Below are 24,881 nucleotides of genomic sequence, written 5' to 3' on the forward strand. Positions count from 1 at the left end.
ATTCCCCCGGAAGTCCCTCGTTCCTAGCGTCGGCATCGTGAAAATCATCGAGGTCAAGAATCTGCGTAAGCGGTATCCGGACCACCTGGCGGTCGATGACGTGTCGTTCGAGGTGGCTGAGGGCGAGATCTTCGGCATCCTCGGGCCGAACGGCGCCGGCAAGACCACCACCGTGGAATGCGTGGCGGGGCTGCGCGTGCCGGACGGCGGCACCGTACGGGTGACCGGGCTGGACCCGCGTACCGACCGGGACCGGCTGCGTCGCGTGCTCGGCATGCAGCTGCAGAGCGCGGCGCTGCCGGAGAAGATCAAGGTGTGGGAGGCCATGGACCTCTACGCCTCCTTCTACCCCGACCCCGCGAACTGGTCCGAGCTGCTCGACCGGGTCGGCCTCGCCGGCAAGCGCGAGGCCGCCTTCGCCAAGCTGTCCGGAGGGCAGCGGCAGCGGTTGTCCGTGGCGCTGGCGCTGGTGGGCAGGCCACGGGTGGCGGTGCTGGACGAGCTGACGACCGGGCTCGACCCGCAGGCCCGCAGGGACACCTGGGAGCTGGTCGAGCAGGTGCGTGAGTCGGGCGTGACGATCGTCCTGGTCACCCACTTCATGGAGGAGGCCGAGCGGCTCTGCGACCGGCTCGCCATCATCGACGCGGGCAAGGTGGTCGCCACCGACTCGCCCGCCGGGCTCATCGCGCAGGTGGGCGCGGAGCAGCGGATCCGGTTCAGGCCGTCGGCGCCCGTCACCGACGACATGCTGCTGGCGCTGCCCGAGGTGCGCGAGGTGGGCAGGAGCGGCGCCCAGGTCGTGGTGAGCGGCACGGGCAACCTCGCTCCCGTGCTCACCCTGGCCCTGGCCCGGCACGACATCGTGCCCATGGACCTGCGGATCGAGCAGGCCACCCTCGACGACGCGTTCCTCGCACTGACCGGGAGGCAGTTCGCATGATGAAGATCCTGAGCGTGGAGTTCAAGCTGCATCTGCGGCAGTGGCCGTTCATGCTGTTCACCATCGGGCTGCCGGTGGCGCTGCTGCTCGGGCTCGGCCTGACCGTGCCGTCCATGACCCAGCTCAACCAGAGCTCCGGGGAGCGGCCCGTGGACACGCACATGCCGAGCGCGATGGTGCTCCTCGCCCTGCTGACGCTCGGCTGCAGCGTGCTGCCGGCGGTGCTGGCCGCCTACCGCGAGCACGGGGTGCTCCGGCGGATGTCCACCACGCCGGTGCATCCGGCGCGGCTGCTGGTCGTGCAGCTCCTGATCTACCTGGGCGTCGGGGTGGTGACCACGGCGCTGCTGATCGGGACGGGCACGCTGGCGTTCGGTACGCCGGTGCCGCGGCAGTGGGCGGGGTTCGTGCTGGTGTTCCTGCTCGGCACCGCCGCGTTGCTGGCCATGGGACTGGTGATCGGCGCGCTGGCGCCCAACACCAAGACCGCCCAGGGCGTCGGCTCGGCGGTGATGTTCCCGTTGATGTTCGTCGGAGGGGTGTGGATACCCCGCGAGAACATGCCGGACGTGCTGGGCGCCATCAGCGACTTCTCCGTCGCGGGGCCCATCACGCAGGCGCTCAGGGACACCTGGGCGGGACACCCGCCGCAGGTGTCGCACCTGGTGGTGATGGCCGCCGGGCTGGCGCTCTTCGGCGGCCTCGCCGCGCGGTCCTTCCGGTGGGAATGAGGTCAGCGGGCGGCCCAGACCGGGCGCGCGCCGGTGACGTTGGTCATCAGGGAGTAGAGCGAGGACGTGGCCGTGATGAACAGCCGGTTGCGCTTGAGCCCGCCGAACACCAGGTTGGCCACCGTCTCCGGCAGCCTGAGCCGGCCGATCAGGGTGCCGTCGGGGTCATAGCAGAGCACGGCGCCGCCTGCCGCGGCCCAGACCCGGCCGGTGTCGTCGAGCCGCAGGCCGTCGAAACTGTCCTCGTCGGTGCCCGCGGCGAAGACCTTGCCGCCCGCCAGGAAGCCGCCCTCGCCCACGTCGAAGACGCGCACATGCCGCGCCCGCGTGTCGGCCACGTAGAGTTGCCGCTCGTCGCGCGAGAAGGCCAGGCCGTTGGGCCGGACGAAGTCGTCGGCCACGACGCGGACCTCACCCGTCACCGGGTCGGCGCGATAGACGTGGCAGCCGTCGATCTCCGGCTCGGCGACGACGCCCTCGTAGTTGCTCAGGATGCCGTAGGGCGGGTCGGTGAACCAGACGGAGCCGTCGGAGTGCACGACCGCGTCGTTGGGGCTGTTGAAGCGTTTGCCCTCCCAGCGGTCGGCGATCACCGTGATGGAGCCGTCGTGCTCGGTGCGGGTGACGCGGCGGCCGCCCTGCTCGCAGGTGATCAACCGGCCCTCGCGGTCGAGGGTGTTGCCGTTGGCGTAGCCGGACGGCCGGCGGAACGGCCCGACCACGCCGGTCATCTCGTCCCAGCGCAACATGCGCTCGTTGGGGATGTCGCTCCAGACCAGGAAGCGGCCCGCCGGGAAATAGACCGGGCCCTCGGCCCAGCGGGCGCCGGTGTGCAGGCGCTCGACTCTCGCGTCTCCGCCGATCGCGGCGAACCGCTCGTCGAGCACCTCGAACTCAGTGGGGATCGTGTCCGTCATATTGCCCACCATACGCTGTTCGGCTGTAGGGACATATGACTTGATAGTATCCTGCCGTGGACGATGTCGACAGAATGCTGATCGGACTGTTGCAGGAGGACGCGACGCGACCGTACGCGGAGCTGGGCAAGGCGGTGGGGCTGTCCGGCGGGGCGGCGCACGAGAGGGTGCGCAAGCTGCGTGAGCGGGGGGTCATCCGGCGTACGACCATCGAGGTGGACCAGGCGGCGCTCGGGCGCGGAGTCACGGCTTACGTGCTGGTCGACGGCGACACCTGGATGGGCGACAGCGGGGACCGGCTGGCGGCGATCCCCGAGGTCGAGGAGGCCCACGTCATCGCGGGGCCGGCGTCGGTGCTGCTCAAGGTACGTACGGCGGGCACGGCCGAGTTGCAGGACGTGCTGCGCCGGGTGTTCGACGTGGACGGAGTGTCGGGCACGAAGACCATCGTGGTGCTGGAGACGTTCTTCGAGCGATCCCTTAAGTAATCTCTAGGTATGACCAAGGTCGCGTGGAACACCAAGGAGCTCACCGTCGGCCAGCTCGCCGAGCGCAGCGGGGTCGCCGTCTCCGCCCTGCACTTCTACGAGGCCAAGGGCCTCATCAAGAGCCGGCGCACGGCCGGCAACCAGCGCCGTTACACCCGCGACAGCCTGCGCAGGGTCGCCTTCATCCGGTTGTCCCAGCGCATCGGCATCCCGCTGAAGACCATCAAGGACGCCCTGAGCCAGTTGCCGGACGAGCGCACGCCCACCCGCGAGGACTGGGCCCGGTTGTCGGCCGCCTGGCGCGGCGAGCTGGACGAGCGGATCGAGCAGCTCCTGCGGCTGCGCGACGACCTGACCGACTGCATCGGGTGCGGCTGCCTGTCGCTGGAGTCGTGCCCGGTGGCCAATCCGCACGACCAGCTGGGTGAGGAAGGGCCGGGCGCGCGGCGCCTCGACACCCGGCTCTGCGTGACCCAGAGCGTCTGCGTCCCGGCCTCCTAGCGCCTACGCCTTCTCGGGGGTCCTGCTCGGCGGGACGATGAGGGTGGGGCGGTGCGCGTGGTGCAGCACGTGGTTGGACACGCTGCCGAGCAGCACCGACCGCACCCCGGCCAGGCCACGCGAGCCGGTCACGATCAGCGTGGCGTCGATCTCGTCCGCCACGTCCACGATCGTCTTCCAGATGGACTCGTTGTCGGCCACCGCCCGGTAGGTGACGTCGGAGATCCCGCCCGCAAGCGCCAGCTCGGCCCCCTCCTTGGCATGCTGCTCGGCCTGGGAGCGCGCCTCGTCCTCGGTGTCAGGGGAGATCCCGGCGGCGGCTATCGGATATTTCCTGAACTGCACCAGCAGCGGCTCCCACACGGTCACGATCACGGTGGGCTCGGCTGAAAGGTGCTTGGCCGCGAACTCGATGGCGGTGCGCGAGTCGGCCGAGCCGTCATATGCGACAAGGATGGTCATGGCGTTCTCCACTTCGGTAAGTCACCCCGTAGAGCGCCGACGCGATCAGCCGCCATTCCGTACGTCATTGTCGGCTTTGTCACACCCTGGGCAGCAACCCCATCAGCAGGGCCGTCACGACGAACAGCACGGCGCCGATCAGTCCCACAGTGCTGAGGGCGTCCGTGTACGCGGAGTGCGCGGCCCTCGTGACCTCGCCCCCGTACGACACGGCGGCCGCCACGGTCTCCTGGGCCTGCCGGGCGACGTCATCGGGGACGCCGGACGGCATGGTGGCGGCCATCCGCAGGCGGTAGACGGCGGCCGCGACCGTGCCGAGGACGGCCAGGCCCAGCGTCCCGCCGAGATAGTTCCCCGACTCCGTCAGTGACGCCGCCGACCCGGCGCGCTCCGGCCGTACGGACCCGACGACGATCCCCGTGCCGAGCGCGAACAGCGGTCCGGTGCCCAGCGCGAGCACGGTGATCCCCGCCACCACCGCGGGCAGGCCGCCGTCCAGGGTCAGCAGCCCGGAGCCGAGCGCCGAGAGCACCAGGCCGCCCGCGATGGCCGCGCGTGGGGCGAGCCGCCGCGTGACGGCCGGCGTCAGCATGGTCCCCAGCGCGACGGCGAGGCCCATCGGCGCGAACCACAACGCGGCCTGCGTCGGCGAGTAGCCGAGCACCGTCTGCAGGTACTGGGTGACCGGCAGGCCGACGCCCGCCATGGCCACCCCGGCCAGCACCAGCGCGGTCAGCACCAAGGTGACGGGGCGCTGCGCGAGCAGGCGCAGGTTCAGCAGCGGGTCCGCCAGCCGCAACTGACGGCGGACGAATCCGGCGCCGAACGCGCACCCCGCCAGGATCGCCGCGACCGGCATGGCCGTGACGCCCGCGCCGGAGGCGGCGATCGTCTTGATCCCCCACACGATCGGCAGGATGGCCAGCAGGGACAGCGCCACGCTGGTCAGGTCGAGCCGGCCCGCCCCCGGGTCGCGGTGCTCGGGCAGCAGCAGCGCGCCGCCGGCCAGCAGGACCACGATCACCGGCACGGCCAGCAGGAACACCGAGCCCCACCAGAAGTGCTCCAGCAGCAGCCCGCCGACGACCGGCCCCAGCGCGGCCCCGGCGAACTGGCAGGTGGCCCAGATGGAGATGGCCGTGCCGCGCTGACGGTCGTCCCTGAACATGTTCGTGATCAGGGCGAGCGTGGACGGCGCCAGCGTGGCCCCGGCGATGCCGAGCAGCGCGCGGCAGGCGATCAGCATGGCGGGGGTGACGGCGTAGGCGGCCAGCACGGACGCGACCCCGAACGCCGCCGCACCCGTGAGCAGCAGCCGGCGGCGGCCGATCCGGTCGCCCAGGGTGCCCATGGTGATCACCAGGCCGGCCACCATGAACCCGTAGATGTCGGTGATCCACAACTGGTCGACGCCGTCGGCGCCGAGGTCCGCGCTCAGCCCCGGCAGCGCGAGGAAGAGCACGTTGATGTCCACGGCGGCGAGCAGCGTCGGCAGCGCGAGCACCGCCAGCCCGGCCCACTCGCGCCGACCGGCCCTGATAGGTTCGGCCACCGGCGTGTGGTGTTGCATGGAAAGGCCCTCCTGTTGACACGGCGCCCGGTCGGGTGCCGTCACAACGGGGTCGGAGCCGAGCCGGCCGTTCTCGACATGTCGAGGACGGCTCGCCTGCTCCGACTCCTCCATGAGGGACGCCACCCGGGCGTCTCATGACCTGAGGAGCAAGACGGTGAAATTCCTGCTGATCATGCACATGAACCCCGAGATCTGGGACTCCCTGACGGAGGATGAGCGCAACGAGGTGATGTCCGGCCACGGGGACTTCATGAAGACGATCCAGGAGTCGGGCGAGATGATCAGCACGCACGCGCTCGCCGACCCGTCCAACAGCGCGAGCGTGCGCGGGACCGGCGGCGCGCCCGCGGTCACGGACGGCCCCTACGTGGAGGCCAAGGAGTACATGGGGGGCTACTACCTGGTGGACTGCGAGAGCCGGGAGCGGGCGATCGAGCTGGCCAAGCTCATCCCCGACACCCGCTTCGCCGGGCTGGGCATCGAGGTCCGGCCGGTGATGTTCTCGGCCGGACAGGACATGTGAGCACGCCGGCACCTGTCGAGGACCTGCTGCGCACTCTCGCGCCGCGGGTCCTCGGCCTGCTCGTCCGCCGGCACGGGCAGTTCGACCAGTGCGAGGACGCGGTGCAGGAGGCGCTGCTGGCCGCCGCCGTACAGTGGCCGGAGCAGGGCATGCCGGACGATCCGGCGTCCTGGCTCGTCACCGTCGCCGGCCGGCGCCTCACCGACCTGTGGCGCAGTGAGGGGGCGCGGCGGCGGCGGGAGGAGACGGCCGCGGCCCGGATGCCCGCGGACGAGCTCGTGGTCCGCTCGCCCGGCGAGGACGACGGGGTCCGGCACCGCGACGACACGCTGACGCTGCTGTTTATGTGCTGCCATCCGGCCGTCTCCCCCGCCTCGCAACTCGCCCTCACCCTGCGCGCGGTCGGCGGGCTGACGACGGCGGAGATCGCGCACGCCTTCCTGGTGCCGGAGTCGACCATGGCCCAGCGCATCAGCCGGGCCAAGCAGGCAATCAGGAGCAGCGGGGCGACGTTCGAGCCGCCCACCGGGCCGCAGCGCGCCGAGCGGCTCAGGGTGGTGCTGCACGTGCTGTATCTGATCTTCAACGAGGGCTACACCGCGACCTCCGGGCCCGACCTGCAGCGTACGGACCTCGCGGCCGAGGCGCTGCGGCTGACCCGGCAGGTCCACCGGCTGCTGCCCGACGACGGTGAGGTGGCCGGGCTGCTGGCGCTGATGCTGCTCACCGACGCCCGCCGCCCGGCCCGCGGCACCCAGGACGGCGCCATGGTGCCCCTGGCCGACCAGGATCGCGGCCTGTGGGACCGGGCGGCGATCCAGGAGGGCACCGACCTGATCACGCGGACGATGGCCCGCTCGGCGCTGGGGCCGTACCAGTTGCAGGCGGCGATCGCGGCCGTGCACGCCTCCGCGGCCGGCACCGAGGACACGGACTGGCGGGAGATCCTCATCCTGTACAAGATCCTCGACCGGATCGCGCCCAACCCGATGGTGACGCTCAACCGCGCGGTCGCCACCGCCATGGTGCACGGTCCCCGGGCCGGGCTCGACCTGCTGGAGACGTTGGAGGAGGACAAGCGGGTGGCCGGGCACCACCGGGTCGCCGCGGTGCGCGCGCACCTGCTGGAGCGGGCCGGCGAGCACGCCGCGGCGCGGGAGTGCTATCTGGTCGCGGCGCGCCGGACGTACAGCCTTCCGGAGCGCCGCTACCTCGAAGCCCGGGCCGCCCGGCTGTGAGGTGACGACCACGCGGACGCCGCCGCTCACCGCCCGGCCCGCGTGGTCTCCCCGCTCAGGCGCCGGCGCTAGTGCTGGGCCATGTCCACGAAGCGGCTGTAGTGGCCCTGGAAGGCGACCGTCACCGTGGCGGTGGGGCCGTTACGGTGCTTGGCCACGATGAGGTCCGCCTCGCCCGCCCGGGGTGACTCCCGCTCGTAGGCGTCCTCACGATGGAGCAGGATGACCATGTCCGCGTCCTGCTCGATGCTGCCCGATTCGCGAAGGTCGCTCACTTGGGGGCGTTTGTCCGTTCGCTGTTCGGGGCCGCGGTTGAGCTGGGAGATCGCGATGACGGGGACTTCGAGCTCCTTGGCCAGCAGCTTGATCGCACGGGAGATCTCCGAGACCTCGTTCTGGCGACTCTCGGTCTTCTTCGGCGAGCTCATCAGCTGGAGGTAGTCGATGACCACGAACCTCAGGTCGTTGCGCTGTTTCAGCCGCCGGCACTTGGCCCTGATCTCCATCATCGACATGTTGGGCGAGTCGTCGATGAACAGCGGCGCCTCGGCGACCTCGCTCATCCGCCGGGCCAGGCGGGTCCAGTCGTCGTCGCCCATCATGCCCGAGCGCATGGCGTGCAGCGCCACCCTGGCCTCGGCGGACAGCAGACGCATGGTGATCTCGTTGCGGGACATCTCCAGCGAGAAGATGACGGTGGTCATGCCATGCTTGATCGCCGCGGAACGGGCGAAATCCAGCCCGAGCGTGGAGTTGTGGGTAGGGATCCACGTCCGCCCCGCCAGGTACATGTGGTCGGCGTTATCCACCTCCACACAGCGCACCGGCACCGACGTCACGGGGCGGACGTCGGTGATGTTGCGGTACGTCGTCTTGGGGTGGGTGTTGGTGTTTACGCGAGCGTTCTTGCGACCCAGTCGGAAGACCTTGTCGGAGGGCGTGAACGTGATCGCATAACTGGTCGAACTGGCTTCAGTGCGCCCTGATACCTCCTTGGACGTCCAGGTTGCCTTGTACCCCAGGCTCAGAATCAGCTCCCAGGCGTCCTCTGCCAGGCGGCGGTTCGTGAGGGCGAGCTGGACTGTCCCGGCGGCACTGATGTAGCCGTCGGTGTCCAGAAGTCCGGCCAGGAGCGCCCTGCGCTGCGCCTCAGACGCGCGCAGGTATTCGCCCGGGATGTGCTTGTTGCCCAGCACGCCCAGCTTCCTCAGTCGGGCGTTCATAGTGCCGTGGTCGTTGCGGCACTTCTGGCACTGCCTGAACCCGCTGGACAGACCACCGCAGTCGGGGCACCTGGGCGGCTGGGAGGGGCCGTGTTCGGATTTCCTGGACTGGCCGCCGCACACCCTGCCACAGGTGCGCACCTGTGGCGTTTGGGGCGTGAACGGCTTTCCGCACACTATGCACGGTCGTTCGGCGATCGGCTCCTGCTCGGGTAGCAGCATCGCGTACAGCAGCCCGCCACGGTGCTCCACTCGGAGACCTTCGGCGGCCACATGTTCGGCGATCTCCGGGTCCCCGGTGGTGAACCGTGCACTGCTGGAGTTGCCGTCGCCGAGCCATGTGCCCAGCGCGTACGGAGGGATCAGCAGGTCGCGGTCGGGCAGGTCCAGCGGCCGGGCGTTGACGACGGTGTGGTTGAGTCGCTTTTCTGCGGTGTCGCACCTCAGCGTCGCGGCAATCTCCTCCGTCGTGCGCACCTGCGCGAAGGTCCGCTCATTCCGGTACCCGTTGTAGCCGGTCACCGCCTGCTGTGCGGACCGTCGGGATGCGCGCGTGTCGGTGAGCCACTGGTGCTGGGCGTCGGCGACGATCACCGTGCCGTCGCTGAACTCCACCTCGTAGCACGGCCGGTCGTGCATGACGTCGGTGGCGGCCACGATACGGGTGGGCTTGCCGTCGGCGCCGATCAGGTAGTCGCCGACCTTCACCGTACCCATGGTGGCCCAGCCGGTCGGTGTGGGCAGGGGCGTGTCGAGTGCGAGCGCCTTGCCGATGGCCGGGCGGGCGGCGACGACGATCATCTGGCCCGGGTGCAGACCGTTGGTGAGCTGGTCGAGGTCCTGGAAACCGGTGGGCACGCCGACCATCTGGCCGCCGCGGCTGCCGATGGCCTCCAGCTCGTCGAGGGCGCCCGGCATGATGTCGGCCAGCGGCGCGTAGTCCTCGGAGGTGCGGCGCTCGGTGACCTTGTAGATCTCCGCCTGGGCGCGGTCCACGAGGTCGTCGACCTCTTCGTTCTGGCCGCCGTAGCCGAAGGAGACGATGCGGGTGCCGGCCTCGATGAGGCGGCGGAGGATGGCCTGCTCCCGGACGATCTTGGCGTAGTAGCCGGCGTTGGCGGCCGTGGGGACGACGGCCGTGAGGGTGTGCAGGTAGGCGGCACCGCCCACCCGGGCCATCTCGCCGCGCTTCTGCAGCTCGTCGAAGACGGTGACCGCGTCGGCGGGCTCGCCCCGGCCGTAGAGGTCGGTGATGATGTCGTAGATCATCTGGTGGGCCGGGCGGTAGAAGTCGTCGGAGCGCAGGATCTCCACGACGTCGGCGATGGCGTCCTTCGACAGGAGCATGCCGCCGAGCACGGACTGCTCCGCCTCGATGTTGTGAGGCGGTGTGCGCTCGAAACCGGGGCCGCCGCCTCCGGCCTCTTCGTCTATGCTCACCGCGCCCCCTCGAAACCTCGCAGGCGGTCGCACCACCCCCACTTGTAGCCGACCGGTCTGACAGTTTCTCGGAGTCCGGAGCCGTCGGCAACGCGGCCTGTGGACAACCCTGTGGTCAAGCTGTGTACAGCCGCGCCCAGGGTGTGAACGGCCTGTGGACGGGGCTGGGGATAACTCTCGCGAATATCCACCGGACCCCACCTGACCTGGTCGAACAGTGTCCACCGACTGTGGAGGAAAGAAACTTGTGCCGACACGCGGGGTAATGGCCATAATAGACAAATGCTCATTACACCCAGAGATCGGGAGATCCTGCGCCTGGCCGTGCCGGCGTTCGGAGCCCTGGTCGCTGAGCCGCTCTTCCTGCTGGCCGACTACGCCATCGTGGGACACGGGCTGGGCACCACGGCGGTAGGCGCGCTGGGCGTGGCGGGCATGGTGCTCTCGACGCTGATGAACCTGTGCGTCTTCCTCGCCTACGGCACCACCGCCTCCGTGGCCCGGCAGACCGGCGCGGGCAACCATACGCGGGCCATGCGCGGCGGTGTGGACGGGATCTGGCTGGCGCTGGGCATCGGCGTGGCGCTCATCCTGGTGATCTGGCCGCTGGCCCCGGCCGTGGTGGAGCTGTTCGGGGCGAGTGCGGGCCAGAGCGCGCAGGCCGTGACCTACCTGCGGATCAGCCTGCTCGGCGCGCCCGGGATGCTGGTCGTGCTGGCCGGTACGGGAGTGCTGCGCGGATTACAGGACACGGTCACGCCGCTGGTGGTCGCGGTGGGGTCGTTCGCGCTGAACGCGGTACTGAACGCCTGGTTCGTGCTGGGGCTCGGGTGGGGCATCGCCGGGTCGGCGTGGGGAACCGTGCTGGCGCAGACGCTGGGGGCCGCCGTCTACATCGTGGTGGTGGCCAGGGGCGCGCTGCGGCTGGGGACGTCGCTCGCTCCCGACCTCGCAGGGATCAGACAGGCGGGTACGGCCGGGTTCGCGCTGCTCATCCGTACCGTGTGCCTGCGGATCGTGCTGCTGGCCGCCACCGCGTTCGCCACCCGGATGGGCGAGGGCGAACTGGCCGCGTACGCCATCGCGACGCAGGTGTGGACGCTGCTCGCCTTCGCGCTGGACGCCATCGCCATCGCCGGGCAGGCCATCACCGGGCGCTCGCTCGGCGCCGGGGACACGGCGACGACCAGGGCCGCCACCAGGCGCATGGTGCAGTGGGGAGTCTGGTCGGGGGTCGTACTCGGCGTGTTGGTCGTGGCCGCGCGGCCGGTGCTGCCGGGGCTGTTCGACGCCGACCCCGAGGTCACCGGACTGCTGCTGGACGTGTTGTGGCCGGTGGCGCTGTTCCAGCCGATATGCGGGGTGGTGTTCGTGCTCGACGGGGTGCTGATCGGCGCGGGCGACCAGCGCTACCTGGCCTGGGCCGGGGTGTGGACGACGCTGGCGTACCTGCCGGCCGCCGTGCTCGCCGCCGGTTACGGAGTGGTCGCACTGTGGTGCGCACTGGGGGTGTGGATGATCGCCCGGCTGATCACGCTCGTCCGCCGGGCCGCCGGCACCGCCTGGCTGGTGACCGGGGCATAAGGCGCGATCAAGATGCCCGAATACAGACTGTTACCTGCGAACAGGCCGTGACCGAGTGTGATCGCTTCCTTGATTACCTGCGGTGATCGCTGAAGGCGAAAAGTTCCGCTTCCGGCGGCCGGCTGAAGGTGGTTACCGTAATCGTCTCGTGCTTGCTGTTGTTCAGGGGGTGGGACATTGTGGGCGAGTTCCCTGAGCGGGGTGTTCCTTGACCACGATTCTGCGACGACTGCCGCCTTCAGAGGCGACCGGGCTGCGGACCGGCGCCCGGCACAGCCTGGCCGAGCTCTACCGCCCGCGCGACCTGGTCGTGCTCGGGCTGGGTGTGATGATCGGCGCGGGCATCTTCTCCATCGCCGGCCAGCAGGCCGCCACCACCGCCGGGCCCGGCGTGCTCCTGTCCTTCATGATCGCGGGCATCGCCAGCCTGCTCGCCTGCCTGTGCTACGCCGAGCTGTCGTCCACGATGCCGACCTCGGGCAGCGCCTACACCTTCACCTACGTCATCTTCGGTGAGGTCTGGGCCTGGGTCATCGGCTGGGCCCTGATCCTGGAGTTACAGCTCGCCGCCGCCGTGGTGGCTCGGGCCTGGGGCGGGCTCACGGTCACGGCGATCTCCAACTTCGGCATCAAGCTGCCGGGCGAGGCGCTGGTCGAGGACCTGCTCGTGTTCGGGATCCTGGTGCTGCTCACCGGCATCGTGGCGCTGGGCGCGCGGGTCGGGCTGCGCGCCCTGTGGATCATGGTGTCGGCCAAGCTGCTGGCCATCGGCGCGGTCATCGTGGTGGGGCTGCCGCACATCGACGTGGCCAACTTCGGCGACTTCCTCGTCCCGCCCAAGACGTTGCCGTCGTCGCCGGCGACCGTGCTGGAGGTGTTCGTCGGGGAGAGCCAGGCGTTCGGCTGGTTCGGGATCTTCGCGGCGGCTTCGGCCATCGCGTTCGCGTACATCGGGTTCGACGTCGTGGCCACTTCCGCCGAGGAGACCGTCAACGCGCCCAGGGCCGTGCCCAGGGGCATGATCCGCAGCCTGGTGATCGCCACGGTCATCTACCTCGCGGTGGCGCTGGTCATGGTGGGCATGGTGTCCTTCACCAAGATCTCGGTGGACACGCCGCTGTCGAGCGCCTTCCGGGTGATCGGCGTGGACTGGATGGTGCACGTCATCGACGCGGGCGCGGTGCTCGGGCTGACGACCGTGATCCTGGTGCTGATCGTGGGGCAGACGCGGGTGCTGTTCTCGATCGCGCGCGACGGTCTCATCCCGCGCGGGCTGGCCTCGGTCAGCCGCCGCTACCACACGCCCACCCGGGTGACGCTGCTGATCGGGTTCGTGGCGATCATGCTGGCCGAGTTCGTGCCGGTGCTCATGCTGCAGGAGCTCGTGGTGATCGGGGCGCTGTTCGCGTTCGCGTTCGTGGCGGCCGGGGTGATCGTGATGCGGCGGCGCATGCCGTACCTGGAGCGGGGGTTCCAGGTTCCGCTGTCACCGCTGCTGCCGGCGCTCTCGCTGGTGGCCACGCTCTGGCTCATGGTCAACCTGCGGGTGATGACCTGGGCCTGGTTCGCCCTGTGGATGGCCTTCGGCCTGCTGGTCTACCTCCTGTACGGCCGCCGCCACAGCCTCCTGGCCCGCCCCCGTCCCCGCTCCAACCTCGACCCGGCCCGCGGCCGGCACCGCCGCTAGCAGGCCCGTCCCGGGGTGCGGCGATCACCCGCGTCACGGACCGCCACGGCTAGAACCGGCCGGATTCGAGCACGCTACGCAGGAACTCCCTGGTCCTGGGGTGCTCGGGCGCGGTGAAGATCTGCTCGGCCGGACCCTTCTCGACGAGTACGCCGCCGTCGAGGAAGCACACCGTGTCCGAGATGTCGCGGCAGAAGCCCATCTCGTGCGTCGTCAGGATCATCGTCATGCCCGACTCCTTGAGCTCCCTGATGATCCCCAGCACCTCCACCACCAGCTCCGGGTCGAGCGCCGAGGTGACCTCGTCGAGCAGCATCAGCCTGGGCTGGGTGGCCAGCGCCCGGATGATGGCCACCCGCTGCTGCTGCCCGCCGGAGAGCTGGTCGGGGTAGGCCCGCGCCTTGTCCGCCAGCCCGAACCTGGCCAGCAGCCCGTGCGCCTGCTCCTCGGCCGCCGCCCTGCCCACCCCGTGCACCTGGCGGGGCGCCAGCGTGATGTTGTCCAGCACGGTCATGTGCGGGAACAGGTTGAACGCCTGGAACACGATGCCCAGCCGCCTGCGCACGTGATCCACGTTCACGCGCGGGTCGGTGATCTCCTCGCCGTCGAGGAAGATCGCGCCGTCGTCCACCGTCTCCAGCAGGTTCACGCAGCGCAGCAACGTGGACTTGCCCGAGCCGGAGGCCCCGATCAGGCTCACCACCTCGTGCGGGTTCACCTCCAGGTCGATGCCGCGCAGCACGCTGTGGCCGTGGAACTCCTTCCACACCCCATCGATCGTCAGCACACTCATGCTCCGCGCCTCCTGCGGGTGCGGGCGGCCAGGTGGTCGGTGAGCCTGGCCATGGGGATGGTGAGCAGGATGAACAGCAGCGCCGAGGCGAGGTAGGGCGTGTAGTTGAACGTACTGGCGGCGTGGATCTGCGCCTGCCTGAGCGTCTCCAGCGGCCCGATGGTGGCGACCAGCGCGGTGTCCTTCTGCAGGGAGACGAAGTCGTTCAGCAACGGTGGCACGACCCGGCGGGTGGCCTGCGGCAGCACCACGAACCGCATGGTCTTGCCATGGCTCAGCCCGAGCGAGCGGGCCGCGGCCACCTGGCTCGGGTGGATCGACTCGATTCCCGAACGGAACACCTCGGCCACGTACGCGCCGTACGACAGCGTCAGCGCGATGATGCCCAGCGTCGCCAGGTCGGACGGGATGCCCTGCAGCCTGAGCGCGGGCAGTCCGAACCCGATCAGGTAGATCACCAGGATCGTCGGCACGCCGCGGAAGATGTCGGTGTAGAGCGTGGCCAGCGCCCGGATCGGGAAGAACGCGGGCGTCTTGATCCCCCTGGCCAGCGCCACCAGCAGGCCGACGATGAGGATCAGCGGCTCGGCGATCAGGAAGATCTTGATGTTGAGCAGGAACCCGCTGAGCACGTCGGGCAGCGCCGCGACGAACTGCTCGCCGTTGAAGAACGTCTCCTTGACCCGCGGCCAGCCCGGCGAGCTGGTCAGGAGCCAGACGATCAACACGATGAAGACGACCGTCGAAGCCGTGGCGATCGAGGTCGAGCGGCGGGCATGCGACCTGCGGATCCCCTCGCGCCGCAGCTGCCGCTCTGACTTGGCCCGCACGCCCCCGTCCTGCCGGTCGAGGTTCGATTGCTCACTCATCACGGGGTGGCCCGCCGATCGGGGCTCGGCTGCTCACACATCATGGGGTGGCCTGCCGATCGGGGCTCGGCTGCTTCGCACATCACGGGTGGCCCGCCGGTCGGGGTTCGGCTGCTCGCTCATCGCAGCTCGGGCGCGCCCGCCGCGGAGCCGAGCCACTCCTGCTCGATCCGGGTCAGCTCGCCCTTGGACCTCAGCGCGTCCACGGCCTTGTCCACGCAGGGCTTGAGCGGGGTGCCCTTCTCCATGACCAGCCCGAACTCCTCGGGCGTGCCACCCGTCGAGCTGAACTGTCCCACGATCTTGGAGTTCTCCACCTGCGCCGCCGTCACGTAGAAGGCCGTCGGCAGGTCCACGATCAGGGCGTCCACCTGCTTGTTCTTCAGCGCGTTCACGGCGTCGATCTGCTCGTTGTAGACGTTGGGCTCCTGCGCGGGCTGGATGACGCTCTTGACCGCGTTGAGCGAGGTCGTGCCCACCTGTACGCCGATCTTCGCGTCCTTCAGCTCCGCCAGGCTCTTGGCCCCCGCGAACTTGCTCCCCTCGACCGCCACGACAGCCTGCTTGACCGTGTAGTAGCCCTTGCTGAAGTCGACCGCCTTGGCCCGCTCCGGCGTGATCGAGACCTGGTTGACGTCGAAGTCGAACTGCTTGTCACCCGGCGCGAACGCCGAGTCGAACTTGACGACGTTCCACTGCACCTCGGTACGGTCGAAGCCGAGCTCCCCCGCAACCGCGAACGCCACCGCGCTCTCGAACCCCTGACCGTTGCTCGGGTCGTCATCCTTGAACCACGGCTCGTAGGCGGGCTTGTCGGTGCCGATGGTCAGCTTGCCCGCGTTGACGAGCTGCAACTGATCCTTGGTGCAGGCGGTGGACGCGGACGGGGCGGCCGTAGTGGCCGTGTCGTCGACCGGTGCGCAAGCGACGGCCGCTGCCGCCAATGCGCCGATCGCGAGCAGCATCGAGGGACGGGCCATGGCCAAGCCTCCAGGGGGACGCACGAAAGAACGAAGGCATTCTACGCTGCCCGAATAGGAAATATCGTCCCCGGTGTCCGAGTAGCCGTAGCAAGCGCCCCCTGAACGACTCCAACGCTTTGTCTCCGGTGCCCCTGGGGCTCGGGACCGTGGGCCCTGCCCGGGGTCGGGGTTGAGGGTCGGGGTTGAGGGTCGGGGTTGAGGGTCGGGGTTGAGGGTCGGGGTTGAGGGTCGGGGTTGAGGGTCGGGGTTGAGGGTCGGGGTTGAGGGTCGGGGTTGAGGGTCGGGGTTGAGGGTCGGGGTTGAAAGTCGGGCTCGGAGTCGGGGCCCAGGCGGGTCGGGGATCGCCGTGACGGCGGTGCCGAGGTGCCGTGGTGGTGCCTAGGTGGCTGTGGTGGAGGGTGCCGGGGTTGCCATGGAGTCGGGCAAGTTTGGGCTCGCGTAACGGTGGTCAGCCGGTGAAGGGTCAGCGGCCGTTTCCTGGAGGGCCCTCAGCCACCTACGGCGGGTGGCGGGCCACGGCAGCGCGTAACGGAAAAAGAAATGGCCCCCCACAAAGGGAGGGCCAGTTCAATGAAAACGGATCAGCCTGCGACGACCTCGACATCCACGGAGGCGGATACCTCCGGGTGGAGCTTGACCGTCACCTTGTGGGAGCCGACGCTCTTGATCGGGTTGACGATCTCGATCCGGCGGCGGTCGAGGATCGGCCCGCCGGCGGCCTTGACGGCGTCGGCGATGTCACCCGTGGTGATCGAGCCGAACAGCCGGCCGGACTCGCCCGCGCGGGTCGTCAGGCGCACGCGCAGCGCGCCGATCTGGCCGGCGACCTCCTTGGCGGTGCCCAGGTCGCGGATCTCGCGGGCGTCGCGAGCCTTCCTGATGGTCTCGATCTGCTTCTCGGCGCCGCGCGTCCAGCGCATCGCGTAGCCGCGCGGGATGAGGTAGTTGCGGCCGTAGCCGTCCTTGACCTCGACGACGTCGCCGGGAGCGCCGAGGCCGGAGACCTCGTTGGTGAGGATGAGCTTCATATCGACAGTCCTCCTTAGCGAGCAGTGCTCGTGTAAGGCAGCAGGGCCACCTCACGGGCGTTCTTGATCGCGGTCGCCACGTCACGCTGGTGCTGGGTGCAGTTGCCCGTCACCCGGCGCGCACGGATCTTGCCGCGGTCGGAGATGAACTTCCGCAGCAGCGCCGTGTCCTTGTAGTCGACGTAGGAGATCTTGTCGTGGCAGAACAGGCAAACCTTCTTCTTGGGCTTGCGCAGTGCCGGCTTGGCCATCGTGGTGCTCCTTTCAGAGCCCCGCCTTCTGGGCGGGAATGGTCTCGGACTGTTGGACAGGATTTAGAAAGGCGGTTCGTCGCTGAAGTCGCCACCGCCGCCGAAGCCGCCGCCGCCCTGCTGGCCGCCGCCGCCGCCGAACCCGCCGCCACCGCCACCGCCCTGGTAGCCGCCGCCCTGAGGCGGGGCGGGCGTCGCGGAGGCCCACGGGTCGTCGGCCGGGCCGCCACCGAAGCCGCCGCCACCGCCCCCACCCTGACGGGAGGTGCGGTTGACCTTGGCGGTGGCGTTGCGCAGGGACGGGCCGACCTCGTCGACCTCGACCTCGTAAACCGTGCGCTTCTCGCCTTCCTTGGTCTCATAGGACCGTTGCTTGAGCCGCCCCTGGACGATGACCCGCATCCCCCGCTGGAGGCTCTCGGCGGCGTTCTCCGCCGCCTGCCGCCACACGTTGCAGGTCAGGAAGAGGCTTTCGCCGTCTTTCCACTCGTTGGTCTGGCGATCCATGAACCGCGGAGTGGATGCGATGCGGAATCGAGCCACCGCTTGCCCCGTCGGGGTGAAGCGCAGCTCGGGGTCTTCGACAAGGTTGCCGACGATGGTGATTACGGTGTCGCCTGCTGCCATGGCTTGCGCTCGCCTTCCTGCACGCCTTGCTTGGGATACGGCCCAGAGTACGGGGGGTCCCCGACAAAAAACCGGGACTTAGTGCACGTCGGGCCGGAGGACCTTGGTGCGCAGGATGCCCTCGTTGAGGTTCATCTGCCGGTCGAGCTCCTTGACCGTCGCGGGCTCCGCGGACAGGTCGATGACGGCGTAGATGCCCTCGGACTTCTTGTCGATGTCGTAGGCGAGCCGGCGACGGCCCCAGACGTCGACCTTCTCCACGGTGCCGCCGTCATTGCGGACCACGGTGAGGAACTGGTCGAGGGACGGCGCGACGGTGCGCTCATCGAGCGAAGGATCCAGAATGACCATTACTTCGTAACGACGCATACGGGACTCCAACCTCCTCTGGACTCTTGCGGTCACGACACTCTGCCGTGACAGGAGGACGCTGACGTCACTGCCCGGGCACCCCTTTCGGCACCTCGGGGCGATGGATCACCCATCACAACGCAGCGTGGTCAAGGTTACCAGCCTCGGGTAGATGGGAAGGCCTTTAGGAAACCTAGGGGCTAGGGGGTGGCGGCAGTGCCACACGTGCTTCAACCCTCCGAGAGGCAGCGCTTCAAGCTCACTCTCAACACGGACGGACGCGCACATCCGGTCGAAAACGTCCTGGCCATGGCCACGCTGGCGCTCGGGGTGGTGGCGTTCGTCTCGACGTTCTGGGTCTCCGCGCACATGATCTCGGCCTGGTTCGGCCTGCTGGGCTTCGGCGTCGGGCTCTATTCCCAGTACATCTCGGCCACCACGCCGCAGCGCTCGCTCAACATCATCGGCCTGGTCGGCTCCTTCGTGGGGGCCGCGCTCGGCATCGCGCACGGGGGCTTCCTGCCACACCCATGAGCGACGGCCCCGGCCTGCCGCACCGGGGCCGTTCCGCGCGCCATCGCTAACCGATGTGCAGGTCTATGCCGAGCAGGACCAGGAACCAGAGGAAGACCGAGAGCAACGCCTCCGCGACGTCCCTCAGCAGTCCGGGGGTGATGTAGTCGTACACCCAGGCCACGTAGATCCCGATCACTACGTAGATAAATAAGATCAGCGCTCGTAAGCGCCACCGTGTCATCGCACGTCTCCTCGTGTTGGGGGTGCCTCACGACTGCCCCACCCCGCTCCCGGCAAACGGATAGGCTCGCTGACATGGTGCGCATCGGAGCTCACGTCGACCAGGACGATCCCGCCGCTCACGCCGTGGAGGTGGGGGCCGAGGTGGTGCAGTTCTTCCTCGGCGATCCGCAGGGCTACGACAAGCCCGTGCTGCCGGCCAAGCCGGTGGAGGGCGTCGACCTCTACATTCACGCTCCCTACCTGATCAACGTGGCGACCACCAACAACCGGATCAGGATCCCCAGCCGCAAGCTGCTGGAGCAGCACCTCAAGGCGGCCGCGAGCCTCGGCGCCAAGGGCCTGGTCGTACACGGCGGCCACGTCAACAAGAGCGACGACCCGCAGACCGGGTTCGACAACTGGCGCAAGGTGTTCGAGCGCATGGAGTGCCCGATCCCCGTGCTGATCGAGAACACCGCGGGTGGCGACAACGCGATGGCCCGCAAGCTGGAGCGCATCGCCCGGCTGTGGGACGCGCTCGACGGCTTCGACGTGGGCTTCTGCCTCGACACCTGCCACGCCCACGCCGGCGGCGAGGAGCTGCTCGACCTGGTCGAGCGGGTCAGGGCCATCACCGGCCGCATCGACCTCGTCCACTGCAACGACTCGCGCGACGAGTTCGACTCCGGCGCCGACCGCCACGCCAACCTGGGCCAGGGCCGGATCGACCCGGAGCTGATCCTGGCGGTCTGCCGGGCGGCCGGGGCGCCCATCATCGTGGAGACGCCCGCCGCGGGCCAGGCCGACGACATCGCCTTCCTCAGGAAGAACCTCTAAACGGCGGCGCGGGACAGCGGCTGGGGAAATACACACAGCCTGTGGATAACTTCCCTGGATTACCGAGACGAAGAAACGGGTAGAGAGATCATCCCGCCCAGGCCCCGCTGAGGAAGCGGCCGGTGTTGAGGAGCATGAGCGGCCCCGAGATCAGCGCATAAAGCACGATCAACCAGGTCCTGCTGGTCGTGACCCTGGCGATCAGCACCCACAGGGGAAACCAGAGCAGCAGCGAGCGCGGGATCGACAGGTAGAAGGCCGAGGTCATCAGCGCCCCCGCCTGCAACCCCGTGTAGACCAGCTCGCTCCACCGGCGCAGCACGAGCAGCCACACCAGTACGGCGACCGCCACCACGGCCCCGGCGATCTCCATGCGGAAGGCGACCGCCATGTCGTCGGACCCCAGGGCCGAGCCCCAGGTCGTCCGCCACGCCTCCCACGGCCAGGCGAAGTCGCGCCCCCACCCGGCCTGCTGCGCGTGCTTCCAGGCCAGCCAGTCACCGGAGCGGCTGTACTGGTAGTACGAGTACGCCACCAGCGGCAGGAACGGCACGACCAGCCACCCGGCCCGCCGCGGCGCCTCCTTGGCGACGAAGAACTCCACCACCAGCGCGATCGCGAGAAACAACCCGGTGATCCGCACGCAGGCGGCCCCCGCGCCCAGCAGCGCCGCCGCCGACCAGGCGCCCTGCCTGGCCGCCAGCCACGCCGGGATCGCGAAGGCCAGAAAGAGCGACTCGCTGTAGCCCGCCGCCAGGAACACCGCCATCGGGAAGCACAGCAGCGCCAGCACCGCCATCCAGCCGTGCGCGCCCTCCAGCTCCGCCAGCCGGGCCAGCGCCGCCATGGCCACCGCCCCGGCCACCAGCGAGATCACCAGCCCGGCCGCCGACCAGTCCTGGACGACGAAGTGCACTATCCGCAACAGCCCCGGGAATCCCGGGAAGAACGCCGGAAGTCCCTCGTCCACCGGCTCGCCGGGCTCGCCGTCGTACCCGTGCTCGGCGATCGTGATGAACAGCTCGGCGTCCCACTTGCGCCAGCCGGCGAGGTAGTCGGCGAAGGTCACCCCGAGCAACGTCGTCACCAGCAGTCCAGCGCGCGAGCCCAGCCAGAGCAGCAGCGCGTCGCGCGTGGACGAGCGGGTGATCATTTAATGATGGACGCCAGCGTGAACCGGTCGCGGGCGTCGTCGAACACACCGCCCGTCTGGTCGTCGATGTCGGCCTGGCGCACCACGTCCTTGTCGGGACGCAGAATGTCCCGCACGACGAACGCCATCATGATCCCGATGGTGATGACCCGCCCCCAGACGGCGGTGAAGTACGTGTCGTCGCCGATGCCCAGGTCGTCGCGGCTCAACGGCGGCTGGGAGAGCAGGTAGAGCCAGATGGCGGTGAAGTACCAGACCTCGGCGAGCTGCCACAGCACCAGCGGCTTCCAGTTGGGCCTGGCCAGCACGGCGAACGGCACCAGCCAGAGCACGAACTGCGGCGACCACACCTTGTTCGTCATCATGAAGGCGGCCAGCGCCAGGAAGCAGATCTGGGCCAGCCGCGGCCGGCGCGGCGCGGCCAGCGTGAGCACGGCGATGCCCAGGCACATCAGCGCCAGCGCCGCCATGCCGAGCGTGCTCACGTCGCCCTCGCCCAGGACCCCCCATCCCTTGTGCTGGAAGAACAGCCACACCGAGCCCCAGTCCACCCCGCGTTCGGCGGAGAAGACGTAGAACCTGCGCCAGCCCTCCCAGGCGAAGATCATGAAGGGCACGTTGACCACGAGCCACGCGACCGCCGCCGAACCCGCTGTCACGAGGAACGGTCGCCATCGCCCGGTACGCCACGTGAGCAGGAACAACGCGCCCAGGAACAGCAGCGGGTAGAACTTGGTCGCGATGGCCAGCCCCAGCAGCACGCCGGCCAGCACCTGCCGGCGCCGCGCCCAGGCCAGCAGCATGCCCATGGACAGCGCGCCCGCCACCAGGTCCCAGTTGATGTAGGCGGCCAGCACCACGGCGGGCGAGATGGCGTACCACAGCGCGTCCCAGCGCCGCGTCGGCCCGGCCAGCGCGGCCATCAGCAGGACACCGGCCACCAGGGAGATGCCGAGCACGATGACCGTCAGGTCGTAGAACCTGACGGCCTGCGCGCCCCGGTCGCTCTCCAGCCACCGGGCGAACCAGCTGACCACCTGCATGACCTCGCCCAGCACGACCGGGTATTCGACCTGCTTGTCGAACGGCACGTGGGCGAAGTAGGGGTTCTGGGTGGCCAGGGACCGGTCGAAGTAGAGCGGGTAGATGTCGGTGTAGCAGAAGTTGGTGTACGTGGTGACCTGGTCGTTCCAGCCGCCGGTGCGGCACGGCAGCCGCACCACGTACGCGAGGCTCGCCCCCAGGGCCGCGATGAGCCCCAGGGGCAGGTACGGGATGGTGCGCGCCGCGAGGGGAACGCGCACCTCCGTGCTCGTCACCGCTCTCCGGGTCCGGACCTGGACCCTCCGGGCCCGCCCTGTCCCGGATCGGGCGGCCCGTTGCCGCCGCCGCGGTCGTTGCGGTCGTTGCCGTTGCCGCCCATGCCGCCCAGCCCGCTCAGACCCTGGTCGTCCACGTCGTCGGAGCCCGTCGGGAACTCGCTCTCGTGGTCGACGCCCCCGCCGTTGTCGCCGCCGTTGTCGACTCCGCACGGCGGGATGATGCAGTCCTGCTCGCCGTCCCCGCCGTCGAAGGGGTTGTCACCGTTGTCGAACGGGTCGTCCGGCGTGACCGTCGGCGTGGGCGTCGGGCTCGGCACGATGTTCTCGGCCACGCCGTAGTCGGCCCTGGTCGGGAACTGCTCGATCGGCAGGCCCTCGTGCGCGAGCAACATGAACTTCCGCCAGGCCTCCGTGGGCGGACCGGCACCCTCGAAGCCGAGGGAGACCTCGAACGGCCGAGTGTAGGGGTTCTGCTGGTTGTACTTGGGATGCGGCTTGCCACCCGGAGTCTCCGGGCAGTTGGAGTGGATGGGCGGCACGACCTTGCCCGACTTCGTCCGGCACTCCTCGCGGTAGAACCCGACCGCGGTGGAGATCTGCGGCGTGTAGCCGACGAACCAGGCGCCGTTCTCGTCGTTGTTGGTGCCGGTCTTGCCGGCCGCCGGCCGGTTGCCCAGGCCCTGGCCCGCCGCGGTGCCGCTCTTCAGCACCGCCTCCATGGCGACCGTGGAATCGGCCGCCGCCTCGGGGGTGATGACCCTCTTCACCGGGTTCAGCTCGGGATAGGCGACCTTCCCGTCCAGCTTGACCTCCCGCACCACGTGGTATTTCCGGTATTCGCCGGCATTGGCGAAGATCGAGTAGCCCGCGGCCTGCTCGACCGGGGTGACCGGGGCGCTGCCGATGGCGAACTGGTAGTGGTGCTCCTCGACGTCCTTCTCCATCCGTTCCTGGTTGAAGCCGGCCGCCTCGACCAGGTTCTTCACGTCGTCGATCTTGCCCGGCAGCGCGTACGCCATCGACACGTACGCGGTGTTGACCGAGTCCGCGGTGGCCTTGATCACGTCGACGGCCGGGCCCACGTTGTGGCTGTTCTTGAAGCCGCCATCTGCCTGGCCGGGCAGCTTCTTCGGCACCGTCTCGTTACCCGGGACGAAGCTCTTGAGCGAGTATCCGGACTGCAGCCAGGCCGCCAGGACGTAGGGCTTGAACGCGGAGGCCGCCTGCTTCTTGGAGTCGAAGGGCTCGTTCCACGGGTCGTTGAGGTAGTTGGTGCCGCCGAAGGTCGCCAGCACCCGGCCGGTCTTCGGGTCCACCGCGGCCAGGCCGCCGTGGAACTCCTTGTCCATTTTGGCCATCGTGCTCGTCATGGCGGTCGCGGCGGCCTTCATCAGCTTCTTGTCGAAGGTGGTGTAGATGTCGTAGCCGCCGGTACGGATCTCGTCCTCGGTCAGGCCCCGGTCTTTGAGCTCCCGCAGCACCTCGGTGACCATGTAACCCTTGAGGCCGCCGTACTCCTCGTTCTTGGACGGCGGCACCGTCTTGGGGAACTTGGCTGTCTTGGGGAGGTTGCCGTATTTCTCCGGGAACACCCTGGCCATGGCGTTGACGACGTCGTTGAAACGGCTCTTGAGCCCCGGGGCGTCGGGCTCCCAGTTGGGCTGCTGGATGCGCGCCGCGAGGTAGGCGCCCTGCTCGGGCGTCAGTTTCGCGGCGGTCACCTTCGGGCCGAAGTAGGCCTTCGCGGCCGCCTCGATGCCGTAGGCCCGGCCGAAGTTGATGGTGTTGAAGTAGGTCAGCAGGATGTCGTCCTTGGACATGGTGTCGTCGAGCTTGACCGCGACGAAGATCTCCATGACCTTGCGCTTGACGGAGACTTCCTGGCTGAGGCCGTCGTAGTAGGCGCGGGCCATCTGCTGGGTGATGGTCGAGGCGCCCTGCAGCTGCTGGCCGGACAGGGTCATCCAGGCCGAGCGGAAGATACCGGAGATGGAGATGCCCGAGTCCTCGTAGAACGTGTCGTTCTCGATGGCTATGGCGCCGTCCTTCACCGAGTCGCTGATCTGCGAGATGTTGTCGAGGAGCTCGCGCTTCATGCCCAGCTTGGTGATGGGCGACTTGTCCCGGTAGTAGAGGGTGCTCGCCTGGGCGAGCGCCTCGGACTGGGTCGCCGTGGGCACCGGAGTGTTGGCGTAGGCCACCATGACCATGCCGAACATGCCGGCCGCGAGCACCACGAACCCGGCCACCACGATCTTCCAACCGGGCACGAACCTGCGCCAGCCGCCGCGCCCCTTGTCATCAGGGGATCGGGGGGGTCCCGGGGGCTCGGGGGGCCCGCCGCCCTGACCCCGCCTGCGCGAGCGCCGTGGCCCGTCGCTGATCATGGTCTCAGGGGCGCTCAGCGCGCGCGTGTCCTGACGCGCGTGCGGGCGTGGTGGCGGCCGGTCGCCGCCCCCACCCTGATCGTCGTACGGCTGCGCCGCCATGGCGCCCGTCTGCTCGTAGGCCGCTTCCGGACGACGGGGCGGAGATCCACCCCAGCCCGGTTCGCCGGTTTGGGGCGGAGAACCCGGGGGCACAGAACGGGATGAGCTGGACCGACGGCGCCTTCCAGGG

25 protein-coding genes are annotated in these 24,881 nt (G+C 69.3%); 10 read left to right on the forward strand and 15 right to left on the reverse strand.

What is annotated here, in order from left to right:
* The first annotated feature begins 37 nt into the window (after window positions 1-37).
* A complete protein-coding gene (locus BLS95_RS28385; protein ID WP_090937698.1) occupies window positions 38-943 on the forward strand; it encodes an ABC transporter ATP-binding protein in 906 nt (301 codons plus the stop codon).
* On the forward strand, window positions 940-1,674 hold the full coding sequence (locus tag BLS95_RS28390) for an ABC transporter permease (RefSeq protein ID WP_090937701.1): 735 nt from the start codon (window positions 940-942) through the stop codon (window positions 1,672-1,674). The genes BLS95_RS28385 and BLS95_RS28390 overlap by 4 nt, the downstream gene beginning before the upstream one ends.
* Window positions 1,675-1,676: 2 nt before the next feature.
* On the opposite strand, the gene BLS95_RS28395 is transcribed toward BLS95_RS28390, so the two are convergent.
* On the reverse strand, window positions 1,677-2,591 hold the full coding sequence (locus BLS95_RS28395) for an SMP-30/gluconolactonase/LRE family protein (protein WP_090937704.1): 915 nt from the start codon (window positions 2,589-2,591) through the stop codon (window positions 1,677-1,679).
* Between the two features lie 56 nt (window positions 2,592-2,647).
* Here BLS95_RS28395 and BLS95_RS28400 point away from each other — a divergent pair, with 56 nt between their 5' ends.
* Complete coding sequence (locus tag BLS95_RS28400; protein WP_090937707.1) at window positions 2,648-3,079, forward strand: Lrp/AsnC family transcriptional regulator; 432 nt, start codon at window positions 2,648-2,650, stop codon at window positions 3,077-3,079.
* A 9-nt stretch (window positions 3,080-3,088) separates the two neighbouring features.
* Window positions 3,089-3,580, forward strand: a complete 492-nt coding sequence (gene soxR / locus BLS95_RS28405) for a redox-sensitive transcriptional activator SoxR (protein WP_090937710.1) — start codon at window positions 3,089-3,091, stop codon at window positions 3,578-3,580.
* Window positions 3,581-3,583: 3 nt separating this feature from the next.
* Here the strand turns inward: soxR and BLS95_RS28410 are convergent, their stop codons facing one another.
* Together BLS95_RS28410 and BLS95_RS28415 are read right to left on the reverse strand one after the other, a co-directional pair.
* On the reverse strand, window positions 3,584-4,042 hold the full coding sequence (locus BLS95_RS28410; RefSeq protein ID WP_090937713.1) for a universal stress protein: 459 nt from the start codon (window positions 4,040-4,042) through the stop codon (window positions 3,584-3,586).
* A gap of 79 nt (window positions 4,043-4,121) precedes the next feature.
* Window positions 4,122-5,612 carry an MFS transporter gene (locus BLS95_RS28415; RefSeq protein WP_176993415.1) on the reverse strand — a complete coding sequence of 497 codons (1,491 nt, stop codon included), beginning with the start codon at window positions 5,610-5,612 and terminating at the stop codon, window positions 4,122-4,124.
* A gap of 157 nt (window positions 5,613-5,769) precedes the next feature.
* Here BLS95_RS28415 and BLS95_RS28420 point away from each other — a divergent pair, with 157 nt between their 5' ends.
* Both BLS95_RS28420 and BLS95_RS28425 read left to right on the forward strand, forming a co-directional pair.
* The gene (locus BLS95_RS28420) at window positions 5,770-6,138 is read left to right on the forward strand and encodes a YciI family protein (protein ID WP_090937716.1); all 369 of its coding nucleotides are present in this window, start codon (window positions 5,770-5,772) and stop codon (window positions 6,136-6,138) included.
* A complete protein-coding gene (locus BLS95_RS28425; RefSeq protein ID WP_090937719.1) occupies window positions 6,135-7,376 on the forward strand; it encodes an RNA polymerase sigma factor in 1,242 nt (413 codons plus the stop codon). Before BLS95_RS28420 ends, BLS95_RS28425 begins: the two co-directional genes overlap by 4 nt.
* Before the next feature lie 68 nt (window positions 7,377-7,444).
* On the opposite strand, the gene dnaB is transcribed toward BLS95_RS28425, so the two are convergent.
* Window positions 7,445-10,039, reverse strand: coding sequence for a replicative DNA helicase (gene dnaB, locus BLS95_RS28430; RefSeq protein WP_218136017.1), 2,595 nt, complete (start codon window positions 10,037-10,039; stop codon window positions 7,445-7,447).
* Window positions 10,040-10,321: 282 nt separating this feature from the next.
* Here dnaB and BLS95_RS28435 point away from each other — a divergent pair, with 282 nt between their 5' ends.
* Window positions 10,322-11,623, forward strand: coding sequence for an MATE family efflux transporter (locus tag BLS95_RS28435; RefSeq protein ID WP_090937724.1), 1,302 nt, complete (start codon window positions 10,322-10,324; stop codon window positions 11,621-11,623).
* A 208-nt stretch (window positions 11,624-11,831) separates the two neighbouring features.
* The gene (locus BLS95_RS28440; protein WP_245765325.1) at window positions 11,832-13,310 is read left to right on the forward strand and encodes an APC family permease; all 1,479 of its coding nucleotides are present in this window, start codon (window positions 11,832-11,834) and stop codon (window positions 13,308-13,310) included.
* A gap of 49 nt (window positions 13,311-13,359) precedes the next feature.
* Here the strand turns inward: BLS95_RS28440 and BLS95_RS28445 are convergent, their stop codons facing one another.
* From BLS95_RS28445 to rpsF, 7 genes are all read right to left on the reverse strand, one after another.
* Window positions 13,360-14,103 carry an amino acid ABC transporter ATP-binding protein gene (locus tag BLS95_RS28445; protein ID WP_090937727.1) on the reverse strand — a complete coding sequence of 248 codons (744 nt, stop codon included), beginning with the start codon at window positions 14,101-14,103 and terminating at the stop codon, window positions 13,360-13,362.
* Window positions 14,100-14,972, reverse strand: coding sequence for an amino acid ABC transporter permease (locus tag BLS95_RS28450; protein WP_090937731.1), 873 nt, complete (start codon window positions 14,970-14,972; stop codon window positions 14,100-14,102). The genes BLS95_RS28445 and BLS95_RS28450 overlap by 4 nt, the downstream gene beginning before the upstream one ends.
* Window positions 14,973-15,091: 119 nt before the next feature.
* Window positions 15,092-15,952 (reverse strand): ABC transporter substrate-binding protein, encoded by an 861-nt coding sequence (locus BLS95_RS28455; RefSeq protein ID WP_090937734.1) that lies wholly within the window; start codon window positions 15,950-15,952, stop codon window positions 15,092-15,094.
* Between the two features lie 584 nt (window positions 15,953-16,536).
* On the reverse strand, window positions 16,537-16,983 hold the full coding sequence (rplI, locus tag BLS95_RS28460; protein ID WP_090937737.1) for a 50S ribosomal protein L9: 447 nt from the start codon (window positions 16,981-16,983) through the stop codon (window positions 16,537-16,539).
* A 14-nt stretch (window positions 16,984-16,997) separates the two neighbouring features.
* Complete coding sequence (gene rpsR / locus BLS95_RS28465; RefSeq protein WP_020543048.1) at window positions 16,998-17,234, reverse strand: 30S ribosomal protein S18; 237 nt, start codon at window positions 17,232-17,234, stop codon at window positions 16,998-17,000.
* A gap of 63 nt (window positions 17,235-17,297) precedes the next feature.
* On the reverse strand, window positions 17,298-17,861 hold the full coding sequence (locus BLS95_RS28470) for a single-stranded DNA-binding protein (RefSeq protein WP_090937741.1): 564 nt from the start codon (window positions 17,859-17,861) through the stop codon (window positions 17,298-17,300).
* A 78-nt stretch (window positions 17,862-17,939) separates the two neighbouring features.
* On the reverse strand, window positions 17,940-18,230 hold the full coding sequence (rpsF, locus tag BLS95_RS28475) for a 30S ribosomal protein S6 (protein WP_026214314.1): 291 nt from the start codon (window positions 18,228-18,230) through the stop codon (window positions 17,940-17,942).
* 207 nt (window positions 18,231-18,437) lie between these two features.
* Here rpsF and BLS95_RS28480 point away from each other — a divergent pair, with 207 nt between their 5' ends.
* On the forward strand, window positions 18,438-18,746 hold the full coding sequence (locus tag BLS95_RS28480) for a hypothetical protein (RefSeq protein WP_090937745.1): 309 nt from the start codon (window positions 18,438-18,440) through the stop codon (window positions 18,744-18,746).
* 46 nt (window positions 18,747-18,792) lie between these two features.
* Here the strand turns inward: BLS95_RS28480 and BLS95_RS59155 are convergent, their stop codons facing one another.
* Window positions 18,793-18,924 (reverse strand): hypothetical protein, encoded by a 132-nt coding sequence (locus tag BLS95_RS59155; protein WP_281250044.1) that lies wholly within the window; start codon window positions 18,922-18,924, stop codon window positions 18,793-18,795.
* A 119-nt stretch (window positions 18,925-19,043) separates the two neighbouring features.
* Between BLS95_RS59155 and BLS95_RS28485 the strand changes: the two genes are divergently transcribed.
* Window positions 19,044-19,787, forward strand: a complete 744-nt coding sequence (locus BLS95_RS28485) for a deoxyribonuclease IV (RefSeq protein ID WP_176993417.1) — start codon at window positions 19,044-19,046, stop codon at window positions 19,785-19,787.
* Between the two features lie 88 nt (window positions 19,788-19,875).
* Here BLS95_RS28485 and BLS95_RS28490 read toward each other — a convergent pair whose 3' ends face one another.
* The 3 genes from BLS95_RS28490 to BLS95_RS28500 are packed head-to-tail and all read right to left on the reverse strand — an operon-like array spanning window position 19,876 to window position 24,751.
* On the reverse strand, window positions 19,876-20,940 hold the full coding sequence (locus BLS95_RS28490; protein WP_090937748.1) for a mannosyltransferase family protein: 1,065 nt from the start codon (window positions 20,938-20,940) through the stop codon (window positions 19,876-19,878).
* Window positions 20,937-22,259 carry a glycosyltransferase family 87 protein gene (locus BLS95_RS28495; RefSeq protein ID WP_090937751.1) on the reverse strand — a complete coding sequence of 441 codons (1,323 nt, stop codon included), beginning with the start codon at window positions 22,257-22,259 and terminating at the stop codon, window positions 20,937-20,939. Before BLS95_RS28495 ends, BLS95_RS28490 begins: the two co-directional genes overlap by 4 nt.
* Window positions 22,256-24,751 carry a transglycosylase domain-containing protein gene (locus BLS95_RS28500; protein WP_176993418.1) on the reverse strand — a complete coding sequence of 832 codons (2,496 nt, stop codon included), beginning with the start codon at window positions 24,749-24,751 and terminating at the stop codon, window positions 22,256-22,258. The genes BLS95_RS28495 and BLS95_RS28500 overlap by 4 nt, the downstream gene beginning before the upstream one ends.
* Window positions 24,752-24,881 lie beyond the last annotated feature (130 nt).

The sequence above is a fragment of the Nonomuraea jiangxiensis genome (assembly GCF_900099965.1).
Lineage (GTDB): Bacteria > Actinomycetota > Actinomycetes > Streptosporangiales > Streptosporangiaceae > Nonomuraea > Nonomuraea jiangxiensis.